The following is a 14,428-nucleotide window of genomic DNA, read 5'->3' on the forward strand; positions in this document are numbered from 1 at the left end:
GAGTAAGAGCCGACTGATAGAGTTTGGAAGGTACGCGGAGAGCAACAGCAGACGCAGATATGGAAAGAAGCCGGAGACATTTGATTTTCTGGGTTTTACTTTCTACTGTGGGAAAGGCAGGAAGAGGGGAAATTTCTGTGTGAAGCTGAAAACAAGCAGAAAGAAATATGCACAGAAACTAAAAGGCATGAAGGAATGGCTGTATGCCAATAACGACCTGCCTGTGAAGGAACTGATAGAAAAGCTGAATAAGAAGCTGGTAGGGCACTATAGGTATTATGGTGTCTCCTATAATGGCAAGAAGCTGGGCTCTTTTCTGCATTTCACCCAAAGATATCTGTGTAAAGCACTGAACAGGCGAAGCCAGAAGAAAAGCTATACATGGGATGGGTTTGCCGATATGCTAAAAGTTTATCCCTTAGCAAAACCAAAGATTTATGTGAGGTTATTCTAAAAGTGAATGTTACTATGAGGAGCCGTGTGCGTGAAAGGCGCACGCACGGATCTGTGAGGGGCTTGCGGCGTGAGCCGCTTGTCTACTCGACTGTCAACAACTCCAAAAAAGGCAGCCGCTCCCCTCAAAGCGTCTGCCTTTTCCTGTCCCCCGTCCTTTTACTCGTTCCTGAAAACCTCCGCCATCATCTTTGCCCCCAGCTTAAAACCGTCAATGAACATTTCCGAGAACTCAAACGGGATTACGTCAAGCTGTTCGTCCATGATTTTAATGAACCGCTCATCAAGGGGCGGCTCCAGCTTGGCCAGCACCTCAATAAAGTCCTCGTAGTGGTGGTAATGCCCCTGATGGATTTTACGGTATTCCTCACCTCTGGGGGCATACTGTTCCGCCGGGAAGATTTCGCCGTTATAAAGCTGTTCCAGTACATTCTTCACTTCCATGACCTCCTTTTCATTTTGTAATACTATTATATATTACATATTTGTATTTTATCATGTGTTATATAAAGGTCAAGAGGAATCGTTTATAATGGTTGCAGGAACGTAATACGGAGGTGTAACATGGCAGACAAGTTTGTGGTGCGTCAGAAGAAGCCCGACAAGAAGGAAGATAAGTCGGTGGTCATGACGCTGCGGATAGACCGGGAATTGCAGGAGGAATTTGACGCTCTGGCGGCGAAAAGCGACCGCTCCCGAAATGAATTGATGTGTATGGCTCTGCGCTATGCCTTAGACCATTTAGAGTTTATCCCGGAAGCCGGAGAGTAGGGAACCCGGCTTCTTTTTCGTGTACGGGCAAAAAGAAAACCCTTCCCCCGGAAAGAGGGAAGGGCATTGCCATTATTCTGTTACCGCCGGTATCTCCCCGACAAAGTTATAAATGATTTTGATTTCCTGAAATTTCTCCCCGCCAGCCTTTTTCACCTCACCCACCAGAATCCGGCTGATAAGGCGGTTTAAGATACCCTCGTCCAGTTCCTGTATCGTGGCATACTGCCGGATTTCCCGGATAAAGGTACGGACATCGCTTTCCTGCTCATTGGAGCGGCGCAAGGAGAGGGTCAATTCTTTTAGCTGCTTCTGGTTTTCCTCCTGTTCCCGTTCCATTGCCGCCGTCAGCTTCACAAACCGCTGCTCCGACAGGATTCCCTTTGCCTTGTCGGTATACAGGTTCAAAAACATATCGTCAATCTCCCGGTTCCTTGCTTCCAGCCGCTCCCGTTCCTTCTCCATCTCTGAAGCGTCCGCCAGATACCGCCGCTCCATGCGGCTGCTAATCCGCTGGTAGAACGATTCCACGTCTTTCAACGCCATTGCCGCAAGTTCCTGAATATCCTTCAGCACAAGGTTGTACAAATCCCTCGCTTCCACCTTATGGCTGGTGCAGGCATCCTTCCCCAGCCGGTTATACGTCTGGCAGATATAATACGCCTTGTCTATCGGCTCCCGTTCCTCGCCGGTAAAGCGGTTCTTCCCAGTTCTGCCCACCTTCTCATAGCGTACCTGCATGGACTTCCCGCAGGTTGCGCAGTAGATAATGCCGTGGAACAGGTTGTAGAAGGGGCAGGCGTTCCCCTCCATGATAGGCGGGCGGCGGTCAATGAGTTCCTGCACCTTCTCCCAGTCCTCCGGGCTTACGATAGCTTCATGGCAGCCCTCAAGCACTTCCCATTCCTCACGGGGAATGATGTCATAGGTGTTGGAGCGGATTCCTTTCTGGTGCGTCCGGCAGACTAAATGCGCCCCCTTATAAAATGGGTTCCGCAGGATATGGCTAATCCGTGCGCTCCCCCATGAGTAATAATTCACGTCACATTCCGTATTGCCCTTTATGAATATTTCGCGCTGAGAGAGCTATCGATATTCATTTGAGATCCACCAGTCAGGTGAGGGGATCCAGTTTATAACCAGTATTCAGAATAGATCCACCTGTCACACGAATAGATCCAATCAAAATTTATGGTCTGTGCTTAACGATTCGTAAGTGTCTCCTGTAGAATCATGTTTGGAGAGATTGTCTCCGATTCTGCGAAAGGAGGCCGAATATTATGGCCCAAAAAATCAGCGTGAAGCTCATACTGGAGCTTCGGGGCAGTGGAATGGGAAGAAACGCCATTGCCCGGACAAGACACATTTCTGTCAACTCTGTTGGTGATGTATTTCACAAAGCAGATGAAAATGGCATCTCCTACGAAGATGTCAGAGACATGGATGAAGACTCGGTTTACCGCATGTTCTATCCTGACAAGTTCGTGCAGGAATCCATGTATGCCCAGCCCGATTACGGATATGTGCATCAGGAACTGAAACGGGTGGGCGTCACCCTGAAGCTCCTCTGGCAGGAATACCAGGACCAGTGCAGGGCGGCCGGCAGCATTCCCATGGAATGCACGAAATACTGCAAAGGATACAGCGGCTATACCATTGTGAACAGGCTGACAAACCATCTGGAGCATAAACCGGGAGATGCAGTCGAAGCGGACTGGTCAGGCCCGGTGATGGAATATGTGGATACGGCAACAGGGGAAGCCGTGAAAGTCTATCTGTTCGTGGCGACCCTGCCATACAGCCAGTATTCCTATGTAGAGCCCTGCCGGGACATGAAGATGGATTCCTTCATCCGCGCCCATGTCCATATGTACCAGTACTTTGGCGGTGTGGCCACACGCCTCATCTGCGACAACCTGAAGACAGGCGTCGTGTCCCATCCCAGGGAAGGGGAGATCGTCCTGACGGCTGATTATGAAGCCCTTGGCAGCCATTACCAGACAGCCATCATGCCTGCGGGAATCCGCAGGCCCAAACAGAAAGCATCCGTGGAGGGGACTGTCGGCAAGGCTGCAACCGCAGTCATCGCCAGGCTCAGGAATGAAGTGTTCTGCTCCTTTGATGAGCTGAAGGCTGCCGTATCCCGAAAACTTGATGCCTTTAACCACAGCAGCTTCCAGGAACGGGAAGGCAGCCGCTATGAAGCTTACCTGGATGAAAAGCCTTTTCTCCATCCCCTGCCTTCCATTCCTTATGGGATTGCCACATGGGTATACGGCAGGAAAGTGAACATTGACTTCCATGTGGTGTTTGAATACAACCGGTATTCCTGTCCTTACCAGTATGCCCGCAAAACGGTAGACCTGAAAGGCACGGACAGCACCGTGGAGATTTACAGCGGCAGCACCCGCATCGCGACCCACAACCGCTTCCCATCCGGCAGGAAGAACCAGTATTCCACCCACCAGGAGGACATGCCGGACAGGTTCCGTATCTCTCCATGGGACGATGTACGCATCAAAAACCGGGCGGGCGCCATCGGGAAATATACGGCAGAAGTGGTTGGCCGGATCTTCGAGGGCGTATCCATAAAAGAACAGGGCTACAATCCTGCCCTGGCTGTTCTGCGGCCAGGCAATAAGTACTCCGGAGCGCGCCTGGAAGCCGCCTGTGAATTCGCAGTGACCAATGGGATCAAGAAGCCCCGCTACCACCATCTTAGCTCCATGCTGGCCGCCAATCAAGATGAAATCTACATGGAACAGAAGAAAGCCTCCGACAGGGCAAAAACACCCATGGGGTACCTGCGTGGCAGCGATTACTATGGAGGTGGCCGGAATGATCAATGATGAGGGCAGGCGCAAACTGCGCGAAATGAACCTTGGCGAAATCATCTCCGGGCTGGAGGCACAGCAGGCTGCCGCCTTCCTGACCTGCTCATGGAATACGGTGACTGTGCCGCCATCATAGGCAGCCCGAAGAAGCTGCTGAACCGGTATGGAAAAATCCCGCTCCTCATCCTGGATGAATGGCTGGTCTCAGACATATCGGACAGTGAGCTGTACTTTCTCTTTGAACTGATGGAGCGGCGTTCTGACTCCACCTCTACTATCTTCTGCACCCAGTACCGGAAAGATGACTGGATCAAGCGGCTTGGCGAGGGTGTCCAGGCGGAAGCCATAGTGGACCGCTATGCACATACCGCCTATTGGATAGAAACGGGCAGCATGAACATGAGAGAGTATTTCGCAAAACCCAGGAAATAACCCTACGGGGTGGATCCCAAAGGCGAACCGGTGGTTCGCTAAGGAAAATCAGTGGAGCGGAACTACGTTCCGCTCCGGATCCGCTGGCGCGAAATAATCAGCTGCAATATAATCATTTGTATGACAGGAATATAGTGGAATGGGGATTTTGAACAGATTTTTTAGTTCTTATGTGTAGGCGATAGATAAAAATATGAAATAACAGGGAGGATAAAAAGGTGAATGGTGCAAATAGACAGAATATTTGAATGAAACAAAAGAGTTGACGAATTATCTGACAATTTTTCTTAAAGTCTTTATTTACAAATGGCAAAAAATGTTGTATAGTAGGAAAAGCAAAGACGCAAAGGAGCGCATTTAGGCTCAGTTGCGTCTTTTTTATGTTTTTTGGAGACAGACCATAGGGAAAGGAGCACCACTATGTTTGATGTGAAGAGAGAAGTTCCACAGGCGCCCCTCTACAGGGAGGCATTTGAGCATGACAACTGCGGAATCGGGGCCTGTGTCAATATCAAGGGGAAAAAAAGCCGCGCCACCGTGGAAAATGCTTTGAAAATTGTGGAGAATTTAGAGCACAGGGCAGGAAAGGACGCGGAGGGCAAGACCGGGGACGGCGTAGGGATATTGACCCAGATTCCCCATAAATTCTTTTCCAGAGTGACGAAAGTTTTGGGGATGGAGCTGGGCGGAGAAAGGGAGTACGGCGTGGCGTTCGTGTTCTTCCCCCAGGAGGAACTGCGGCGGAATCAGGCCAAGAAGATGTTCGAGATCATCGTGCAGAAGGAGGGGCTGGAATTCCTGGGCTGGCGGGAGGTTCCCACTTTTCCTGACGTGCTGGGGCAAAAGGCCGTGGAATGCATGCCTGCCATCCTGCAGGGCTTCGTGAAGAAGCCCGCCAATGTGGAGAAAGGGCTGGAATTTGACCGCAGGCTTTATATCGCGCGGAGATTGTTTGAACAGTCGTCGGAAGACACATACGTAGTCTCTTTTTCCAGCCGAACGATTGTCTATAAAGGAATGTTCCTGGTGGGACAGCTTCGCACTTTCTATGCGGATTTGCAGAGCGAAGACTACGAATCCGCCATCGCCATGGTGCATTCCCGTTTTTCCACCAATACCAACCCCAGCTGGGAGCGTGCCCATCCCAACCGTCTGATGGTGCACAACGGCGAGATTAACACCATTAGAGGCAACGCGGACAAGATGCTGGCCAGGGAAGAGAACATGTCTTCCGAATTCTTGAAAGGTCAGATGCACAAGGTGCTGCCCGCCATAGGCAAAGCGGGCTCCGACTCCGCCATGCTGGACAATACGCTGGAATTTCTGGTGATGAGCGGCATGGATCTGCCCCTGGCGGTGATGATCGCTATCCCGGAGCCCTGGGCCAACGACAAGGCCATGTCCCAGAATAAGAGGGATTTTTATCAATACTATGCCACCATGATGGAGCCCTGGGACGGCCCGGCGTCCATCCTGTTCTCCGACGGCGACATCATGGGGGCGGTGCTGGACCGCAATGGTCTGCGTCCATCCCGCTATATGATCACCGGGGACGACACATTGATTCTGTCCTCGGAGGTAGGCGTGCTGGATATCGACCCCGCTAAAATCCGCCGCAAGGAACGGCTGCGCCCCGGCAAGATGCTGCTGGTGGACACGGTGCAGGGCAAGGTGATCTCCGATGAGGAAATCAAGGAAAAATATGCTTCCAGACAGCCCTACGGAGAATGGATTGACAATAATCTTGTCTTCTTAAAGGACTTGACCATCCCCAATCAGAGGGTGCCTGAGTACACCGCGGAAGAGCGCCAGCGGATGCAGAAAGCGTTCGGCTACACCTACGATGAGCTGAAGACCAGCATCCTGCCCATGGCGAGGAACGGGGCGGAGGCCATCGCGGCCATGGGCGTGGACACGCCGCTGCCGGTCTTGAGCAAATCCGGCCATCCCCTGTTCCATTCCTTTAAGCAGCTGTTCGCCCAGGTGACCAATCCTCCCATCGACGCCATCCGGGAGGAAATCGTCACCTCCACCACAGTGTACATAGGCACGGAGGGCAATATCCTTGAAGAGAGCCCCAAGAACTGCAATGTGCTTAGGGTGAACAATCCCATCCTCACCAACACGGATCTGCTGAAGATAAAGAACATGAAAGCGGAGGGCTTCAGGGTAGAGGTGGTGCCCATCACTTATTATAAGAATACCAGCTTAGAGCGGGCCATCGACAGGCTTTTCGTGGAAGTGGACAGAGCTTACCGGGACGGCGTGAACATCCTGATTCTCTCGGACAGGGGGGTGGACGAGAACCATGTGCCCATGCCTTCGCTGCTGGCCGTGTCCGCCCTGAACCAGTATCTGGTAAAAACGAAAAAACGTACAAGAGTAGCCTTGATTCTGGAATCCGGAGAACCCAGGGAGGTGCACCATTTCGCCACCCTGTTAGGCTACGGCGCCTGTGCCATCAACCCTTATCTGGCGCTGGAGTCCATCCGGGAGCTGATAGACGTTTCCCTGCTGGACAAGGATTATTATGCGGCGGTCAATGACTACAACAACGCGGTGCTCCACGGAATCGTGAAGATTGCCTCCAAGATGGGAATCAGCACCATACAGTCCTATCAGGGCTCCCAGATTTTCGAGGCAATCGGCATCGCGCCGGAGGTCATCAGTAAATATTTCAGCAATACGGTGTGCCGCGTGGGCGGCCTTACGCTGAAAGATATCGAAGCCCAGGTGGATGAACTTCACTCCAAAGCTTTCGATCCGCTGGGGCTGGGAAGCGACCTGACTCTGGACAGCCCCGGCCATCACAAGATGCGAAGCGGCGGCGACGAGCATCTCTACAATCCCGCCACCATCCATATGCTGCAGGAATCCACCCGGCGGGGCGATTACGAAATGTTCAAGCGCTACACCGCCATGGTAAATGATGAGGCTTCTGTTAAAAACCTCCGCGGTCTGATGGATTTCCGGTATCCGGAAAAGAAAGTGCCGCTGGAAGAGGTGGAGCCGGTGGAGAAAATCGTCACCCGCTTCAAGACCGGGGCCATGTCCTACGGATCCATCTCCAAGGAGGCCCATGAGACTCTGGCCATCGCCATGAACAGGCTCCACGGCAAGAGCAATTCCGGCGAGGGCGGCGAGGATCCGGAGCGCCTTACCGCGGGCCCGGACGGCCTTGACAGATGCTCTGCCATCAAACAGGTGGCCAGCGGGCGGTTCGGCGTCACCAGCCGCTACCTGGTCAGCGCGAAAGAAATCCAGATTAAGATGGCCCAGGGCGCAAAGCCCGGCGAGGGCGGCCATCTGCCCGGGGGAAAGGTGTATCCCTGGATTGCGAAGACCAGGCATTCCACGCCGGGAGTCTCCTTGATTTCCCCGCCTCCTCACCATGATATCTATTCAATCGAGGATCTGGCGCAGCTGATATATGATTTGAAAAATGCGAATAAAAATGCGCGAATTTCCGTCAAGCTGGTGTCGGAGGCCGGTGTGGGAACCGTGGCGGCGGGCGTGGCCAAGGCAGGGGCCCAGGTGATTCTGGTATCCGGCTATGACGGCGGCACAGGCGCCGCGCCCAGAAGCTCCATCCACAACGCAGGACTCCCCTGGGAGCTGGGACTGGCGGAGACCCACCAGACTTTGATTCAGAACGGCCTGAGGGGAAAGGTGCGGATAGAGACGGACGGCAAGCTTATGAGCGGCCGGGACGTGGCTATTGCAGCCATCCTGGGCGCGGAGGAATTCGGCTTTGCCACGGCGCCTTTAGTGACCCTTGGCTGCGTCATGATGCGGGTCTGCAATCTGGACACCTGTCCGGTGGGCGTGGCCACCCAGAACCCGCAGCTGCGCAGGAACTTCCGGGGCAAGCCGGAATATGTGGAGAACTTCATGCGCTTCATCGCCCGGGAACTGCGGGAATATATGGCGGAACTGGGCGTGCGCAGCGTGGATGAGCTGGTGGGACGCACGGATTTGCTGAAAGTGCGGGAGGGCCTGGCTCAGAGACAGCGGCAGATTGACCTGTCCCGGATTCTCTCCAACCCTTATGCGGGCCTGGAGCAGAAGATGACCTTTGACCCGAAACAGGTGTATGACTTCGAGCTGGAGAAGACCCTGGACGAGAAAGTCCTCTTAAAGCAGCTGAAAAAAGCCATTGACGCAGGCCAGAAAAGGAGCCTGGAGGTGGATGTGTCCAACACGGACCGCACTTTCGGCACGATTCTGGGAAGTGAGATCACAAGGCGGCTGGGCGACAATCTGGAGGAGGATTCCTACCGGGTGCTGTGCAGAGGCGCAGGCGGACAGTCTTTCGGCGCTTTCATTCCGAAAGGCCTGACGCTGGAGCTGGTGGGCGACAGCAACGATTACTTCGGCAAGGGCCTGTCGGGAGGCAAGCTGATCGTATATCCGCCCAAGGGAAGCACATTCAAAGCCTGCGAGAACATCATCATAGGAAATGTGGCCCTGTACGGGGCTACCAGCGGCAAGGCTTTCATAAACGGCGTGGCCGGGGAGCGCTTCTGTGTGCGCAATTCCGGGGCAATGGCGGTGGTTGAGGGCGTGGGAGACCACGGCTGCGAGTACATGACCGGCGGGCGCGTGGTGGTGCTGGGCGGCACCGGGAAGAACTTTGCCGCAGGCATGAGCGGCGGCGTGGCCTATGTGCTGGATGAGGGAAATGACTTGTACAAGCGCCTGAACAAGGAGATGGTCTCTTCCGGGGAGGTGACGGGCAAATATGATGTGCTGGAGCTTAAGGGCATGATTCAGGAGCATGTAGCGGCCACTAACTCCGCCCGGGGCAAGGAAATCCTGGAGCAATTTGAAGAGTATCTGCCGAAGTTCAAGAAGATCATCCCGCATGATTATGAGCGGGTCATGAAGACAATCGTGCAGATGGAGGAAAAGGGCCTGAGCGCGGAGCAGGCGCAGATTGAGGCATTTTATGCCAACACAGGACGAAAATAATCTAAGGCGGGGTGATGAAAATGGGAAAACCGACTGGTTTTATGGAATATGAGAGAGAAGTGAGCAGGGCTCAGGAGCCGCTGGAGAGGATAAAGCATTTTGACGAGTTCCATGAGCACCTGCCCGGAGAGAAACAGCAGCTGCAGGGGGCCCGGTGCATGGAGTGCGGGGTGCCCTTCTGCCAGGCCGGGATGATGATATGCGGCATGGCCAGCGGATGCCCGCTGCACAACCTGGTGCCGGAGTGGAACGATCTGGTGTATGTGGGAAATTGGGAGCAGGCCTATAACCGGCTGAAAAAGACCAACAGCTTTCCGGAGTTCACGTCCAGGGTCTGTCCTGCCCTCTGTGAGGCGGCCTGCACCTGCGGGCTGAACGGGGAGCCTGTGTCCACCAGGGAGAATGAGTATGCCATCATAGAATACGCCTATGAGCAGGGCTATGCGGCTCCCCGGCCCCCAAAAGCGCGCACGGGGAAGAAAGTGGCCGTGGTGGGCAGCGGCCCCTCCGGCCTTGCGGTGGCGGACCAATTGAACAGGAGAGGGCATTCCGTGACAGTGTATGAACGCTCCGACAGAATCGGCGGTTTATTGATGTACGGAATTCCGAATATGAAGCTGGAGAAGCGGATTGTGGACAGGAAGCGTAAAGTGATGGAAGAGGAGGGAATTGTCTTCGTCACGGGCGTGGATGTGGGGAAAGATGTGAAAGCGGAGCAGCTGCTGCGGGAATTTGACAGAGTGGTCCTGGCCTGCGGCGCTTCCAATCCCAGGGACATCAAGGCGGAGGGAAGAGACGCGAAAGGGATTCATTTCGCGGTGGATTTCCTGAAAGCGAACACTAAGAGCCTGCTGGATTCCGGGTTCGAAGATAAAAAGTATGTGGAGACTAAAGACAAAGATGTCGTCATCATCGGCGGAGGCGACACAGGGAATGACTGCGTGGGCACGGCTATCCGCCATGGGGCAAAGAGCGTGACCCAGATAGAGATGATGCCCAAGGCGCCGGATACAAGGGCCCGGGACAATCCATGGCCGGAGTGGCCTAAGGTCTGCAAGACGGACTATGGCCAGCAGGAGGCCATCGCGGTGTACGGACATGACCCAAGAATCTACGAGTCCACCGTGAAGGAGTTCGTGAAAGACAAGGACGGGAAACTGACCGCGGTGAAAATCGTGAAGCTTTCCTGGGAAAAGGACTCCTCCACGGGACGCATGTGCATGAAAGAGGTACCGGGCAGCGAGCAGACCCTTCCCGCGGACATCGTACTGATCGCGGCAGGTTTTCTGGGGGCGCAGGTCTACGTGGCGCAGGCTTTCGGCGTGGAGCTGAATGAACGCACCAATGTGAGGACCGCCGCCGGGGCCTATCAGACCAGCAGGGAGAATGTGTTCACCGCCGGCGATATGCACAGGGGCCAGTCTCTGGTGGTCTGGGCCATCAGGGAGGGCAGGGAGGCCGCCAGGGCCGTGGATGAGAGCCTGATGGGGTATTCCGGGCTTACGGTGCAGTGAAAAGTAGACAAAAGACCATGGTCGGCTTCGGCTGACCGTGGTCTTTTAAATGAAATAAAGAATATGGTATGCGCCGGAATTTATCATACTGCGTTGGTTAAGTGTATATGGCTGGTGTTATGTAGTCGGGTTACCCGGAAATTTTAACTGTTAAACAGTATATAATCTTGGTCTTGAAGATGGAAAGGACTTGAATTATAATGTAGACATATGTCAAAAGTAAAAGAATTTGTTCAAGGAGGGAATCACTTGAAAATTTCTGTAATCACGGTATGCCTGAATTCCGGGGAGAAGCTGGGAGTCACCTTGGACAGCATCCTGCGGCAGGACTGTCAGGATGTGGAAGTGATTTTGAAAGACGGAGGCAGTACGGACGGCTCTGTGGAAAAGTGGCGCCAGGAGAACGCATCGATTCCCGGCATCGAAAAAGTCAGGATTTTCGTGGAAAAAGACAGGGGCATCTATGATGCCATGAACCAGGCTGTATCCCATGCCTCGGGTGATTTCCTGCTTTTTTTGAACTGCGGGGACAGATTCGCGGACGAAGGGGTCCTGAAGCGGACGCTGGATTATCTGGAGGAGGAAGAAAAGGCAGGGACAGATTTGGACAGGCTGGTCCTGTACGGGGATACCTGCGGCGAGAAGAATGATGTGGTCATTGCCTCGGCGCCGGAGATTACAGGTTTCACCTGCTACCGCAACATACCCTGCCATCAGTCCTGCTTTTACAGCGCGGCGCTGTGCAGAGAAAAGCCCTATGACCTGCAGTACAGAATCCGGGCGGACTATGACCATTTCCTCTGGTGCTATTACCGGGCGGGAGCGAAAATGCGCCATATGGATTTCCCGGTGGCGGTCTACGAGGGCGGGGGCTTTTCGGAGAAGCGGGAAAACAGGGAGCGCGACAGACAGGAGCACAGGGAGATTACCGGAAAATATATGGGCAGGGGGGAACTGTTCCGCTACCGCGCCGTAATGGCCTGCACCCTTGCGCCCCTGCGAAAGGCCATGGCGGAGAGCCGCTGTTTTTCCGGATTCTATCATTGGCTGAAAGAGCGGGTTTATAAAAGAAAAAAATGGTTTTTAGCGGCGTTGCTGTTCTTTTTGGCAGAGCTGGCTTTATTGATATGGCCTGTGGGCTGGCTGAAAGAGGACAAGGAGAACATTCTGCTGGGAGAAGGCTCCTGGTACATGGAAAGTCAGGGGGATTCTTTTTCATGCAGCCAGGAATTCAAGCCGGAATACAGCAACCTGGAGAGCATCGGCATTGTTGTAATGGGAGAAGAGGGACTGAGCGGAGGGGATGCGGTTGTCGTAGTCAGCGATTCTGAGAATGAAGTTCTTTTTCGGACAAAGATTCCATATGAACAGGTCGCGATAGACACCTACACTAATGTGGAGGTGAATCTCTCATTGCGGCCAGGGGGGAAAAGCTACTTTTTGTCGGTATATCTGGAGCCTGATGAAAGAGGAAGAGTTCCGGTTCTGGAGGCCTGCAGTATGGAGTATTTCATGCCGGAAAATATTGCGCTGCGTCAGGAAGAGGAATTGGAAGGAGCCCAGCTTTTGACCAGATATTCCTACAAAGATGGTCTTTCAGCAGGCAGAATCCTGCGTGCACTTTTGCTATGTGCTTTTACGGCATTTGGGATAGCGTTCGGCATTCCTGAGGAACGCAGGCTGCGGACAGCTGCCGGTATTCTGCTGCTTGTCCTGGGCCCTTATGTGTTGGGGAGCCGTTTGGAACTTCTTACGATTAAGACGCAATTTCTGTTACCATATTCCATGAAATGGAATTTAGGCCTGATGTACCTTTTGGAGCTGATTGTCCTGTTATGTACACAGTCAATCAGGTTCAGCATCTGTTTTTGCAACTTGGTACTGACTTTGCTCTATTCGGCGAATTACTTTGTGTTTACTTTTCGCGGGGTGCCTCTGCGCTTCAATGATTTATCCGCCATCGAAACGGCGGTCAGAGTAATGGATCGCTACAGTCTTCGTCCAAACCATCATATGGCTATGGCATGGTGCATTTTTCTGCTGATTTTCGTCTATGGGGTCCAGACAGGGAGATGCCGCAAGGTGAAAAGAGGGAAAAAACGGGTGGCAGGACGTATAGGGTGCTTTGCATTGGGCATTGTCCTGGCGGCAGTGAGCGGGTATCAGTTTTTGTATACGGATATTTTTGAAAAAGCCGGATTCCTGAACATACGTGGATTTGACCAGAATAAGAGTTATCATTTTGATGGATATCTGGTGGCGAGTTTCATAGAAATTCAAAATTCACGGGTGACGAAGCCGCAGGAATATTCTGTGAAAAGGGTGGAGGAATTGCTGAAAGAGGCTGCCGGAAACCTGGAAGATGATTTGAAAGGGGCTCAGAAACCGCATATCATCATGGTCATGAATGAAAGCTACGCTGATTTGCGCGTACTTGGCAATCTGGAGATTAGCAAAGAGAACATGAGTTTTTTCTATAGCCTGAACGAAAATACAGTCAGGGGATACGTCAATGTGTCAGTGCTGGGAGGCGGAACATCAAATTCAGAGTTTGAGGTATTTACCGGCTGCAGTATGGGGTTTTTGCCGTCCGCTTATTATCCTTATCAGCAGTGTGTGGTGAAAGAGATGCCCTCCCTGATATCGGATTTGAAGAAAGCAGGCTATACCACATATTCCATGCATCCGGAAATAGCGGAAAACTGGAACCGTAACAGGATATACCGATATTTCGGATTTGACAATAGCATATGGCTGGAGGATTTTTCGGGAGCGGAAAAGCTTCATTATGGTGTGACAGATATGGAAACTTACAAAAAAGTGATAGAATTGTTTGAGAACAGACAGGAAGGAGAAAGCATGTTTGTTTTTGATTTGACTGTCCAAAACCACGGCGGTTATACCCAATCCGATGTAAACCGGTCAGTAGGAGCCGTGAATGTCTCTTCTGAAGAGGCGGACATCTATTTGTCGCTGATACAGGAATCGGATGATGCTTTGAAAGAATTGATATATTATTTTGAAAAGGTGGAGGAGCCTGTAATCATCTGTATGTATGGGGATCATCAACCGAAATTGGAGGATGATTTTTATGAGAATGTCTATAGCAGTACGCCGGGAATAGAAGAAAAGGATAAGACGCTGAATCAGTACAAGACCCCTTTTTTCATATGGGCAAATTATGACATTGAGGAGCGGGAAGAATTGAATATCGGAATGAGCTATCTGGGAGCTTTGCTGTTAGAAGTGGCAGAGGTTCCGGGGGCTCCGTTCTTTTCCTTTCTGCAGCAGTATATGAATCAATACCCGATTGTCACAGTGAACGGATATGAAGACGAGGAAGGGAACTTTTGTAATTGGTCCGGAGAGGATACGGAACTTATGGAATATCGGATGCTTCAATATAATCATTTATTTGACAGAAATATTGTGGAATGGGGATTTTAGGCAGAT

9 protein-coding genes and 1 pseudogene are annotated in these 14,428 nt (G+C 52.4%); 8 read left to right on the forward strand and 2 right to left on the reverse strand.

Annotated features, from left to right (window positions below; all coding sequences use genetic code 11):
* Positions 1-454 (forward strand): group II intron maturase-specific domain-containing protein (locus NFS35_RS00005; protein WP_275564650.1); only part of this gene is annotated, 454 nt, incomplete at its 5' end.
* Positions 455-612: 158 nt separating this feature from the next.
* Here NFS35_RS00005 and NFS35_RS00010 read toward each other — a convergent pair.
* Complete coding sequence (locus NFS35_RS00010; protein ID WP_129182522.1) at positions 613-897, reverse strand: DUF6809 family protein; 285 nt, start codon at positions 895-897, stop codon at positions 613-615.
* Positions 898-1,017: 120 nt separating this feature from the next.
* On the opposite strand from NFS35_RS00010, the gene NFS35_RS00015 reads away from it, so the two are divergent.
* Positions 1,018-1,224, forward strand: a complete 207-nt coding sequence (locus NFS35_RS00015) for a ribbon-helix-helix protein, CopG family (protein ID WP_129184072.1) — start codon at positions 1,018-1,020, stop codon at positions 1,222-1,224.
* Between the two features lie 72 nt (positions 1,225-1,296).
* Here NFS35_RS00015 and NFS35_RS00020 read toward each other — a convergent pair.
* Positions 1,297-2,289 (reverse strand): annotated as a pseudogene (locus NFS35_RS00020) (DUF4368 domain-containing protein); the annotation flags it as partial.
* A gap of 215 nt (positions 2,290-2,504) precedes the next feature.
* Here NFS35_RS00020 and istA point away from each other — a divergent pair.
* The 6 genes from istA to NFS35_RS00045 all read left to right on the forward strand — a co-directional run bounded on the left by istA (position 2,505) and on the right by NFS35_RS00045 (position 14,422).
* On the forward strand, positions 2,505-4,073 hold the full coding sequence (gene istA / locus NFS35_RS00025; RefSeq protein WP_251205099.1) for an IS21 family transposase: 1,569 nt from the start codon (positions 2,505-2,507) through the stop codon (positions 4,071-4,073).
* Positions 4,063-4,194, forward strand: coding sequence for a hypothetical protein (locus NFS35_RS28925; RefSeq protein WP_275564651.1), 132 nt, complete (start codon positions 4,063-4,065; stop codon positions 4,192-4,194). Before istA ends, NFS35_RS28925 begins: the two co-directional genes overlap by 11 nt.
* A complete protein-coding gene (locus NFS35_RS00030) occupies positions 4,164-4,490 on the forward strand; it encodes an ATP-binding protein (protein ID WP_251205100.1) in 327 nt (108 codons plus the stop codon). Before NFS35_RS28925 ends, NFS35_RS00030 begins: the two co-directional genes overlap by 31 nt.
* A 420-nt stretch (positions 4,491-4,910) precedes the next feature.
* Positions 4,911-9,461 carry a glutamate synthase large subunit gene (gene gltB, locus NFS35_RS00035; protein ID WP_251205101.1) on the forward strand — a complete coding sequence of 1,517 codons (4,551 nt, stop codon included), beginning with the start codon at positions 4,911-4,913 and terminating at the stop codon, positions 9,459-9,461.
* Between the two features lie 20 nt (positions 9,462-9,481).
* Positions 9,482-10,975: a glutamate synthase subunit beta gene (locus NFS35_RS00040; protein ID WP_251205102.1), complete on the forward strand. Its 1,494-nt coding sequence runs from the start codon at positions 9,482-9,484 to the stop codon at positions 10,973-10,975.
* Positions 10,976-11,224: 249 nt separating this feature from the next.
* A complete protein-coding gene (locus NFS35_RS00045) occupies positions 11,225-14,422 on the forward strand; it encodes a sulfatase-like hydrolase/transferase (protein WP_251205103.1) in 3,198 nt (1,065 codons plus the stop codon).
* Positions 14,423-14,428 lie beyond the last annotated feature (6 nt).

The sequence above is a fragment of the Acetatifactor aquisgranensis genome, assembly GCF_943193215.1.
In the GTDB taxonomy this organism is placed as follows: Bacteria; Bacillota; Clostridia; order Lachnospirales; family Lachnospiraceae; genus Acetatifactor; species Acetatifactor aquisgranensis.

What these genes read in the sequence shown, in the direction of transcription:
- NFS35_RS00010 (WP_129182522.1), bottom strand. Translation starts at nt 897, where the DNA reads ATGGAAGTGAAGAATGTACTGGAACAGCTTTATAACGGCGAAATCTTC.
- NFS35_RS00015 (WP_129184072.1), top strand. Translation starts at nt 1,018, where the DNA reads ATGGCAGACAAGTTTGTGGTGCGTCAGAAGAAGCCCGACAAGAAGGAA.
- istA (WP_251205099.1), top strand. Translation starts at nt 2,505, where the DNA reads ATGGCCCAAAAAATCAGCGTGAAGCTCATACTGGAGCTTCGGGGCAGT.
- NFS35_RS28925 (WP_275564651.1), top strand. Translation starts at nt 4,063, where the DNA reads ATGATCAATGATGAGGGCAGGCGCAAACTGCGCGAAATGAACCTTGGC.
- NFS35_RS00030 (WP_251205100.1), top strand. Translation starts at nt 4,164, where the DNA reads ATGGAATACGGTGACTGTGCCGCCATCATAGGCAGCCCGAAGAAGCTG.
- gltB (WP_251205101.1), top strand. Translation starts at nt 4,911, where the DNA reads ATGTTTGATGTGAAGAGAGAAGTTCCACAGGCGCCCCTCTACAGGGAG.
- NFS35_RS00040 (WP_251205102.1), top strand. Translation starts at nt 9,482, where the DNA reads ATGGGAAAACCGACTGGTTTTATGGAATATGAGAGAGAAGTGAGCAGG.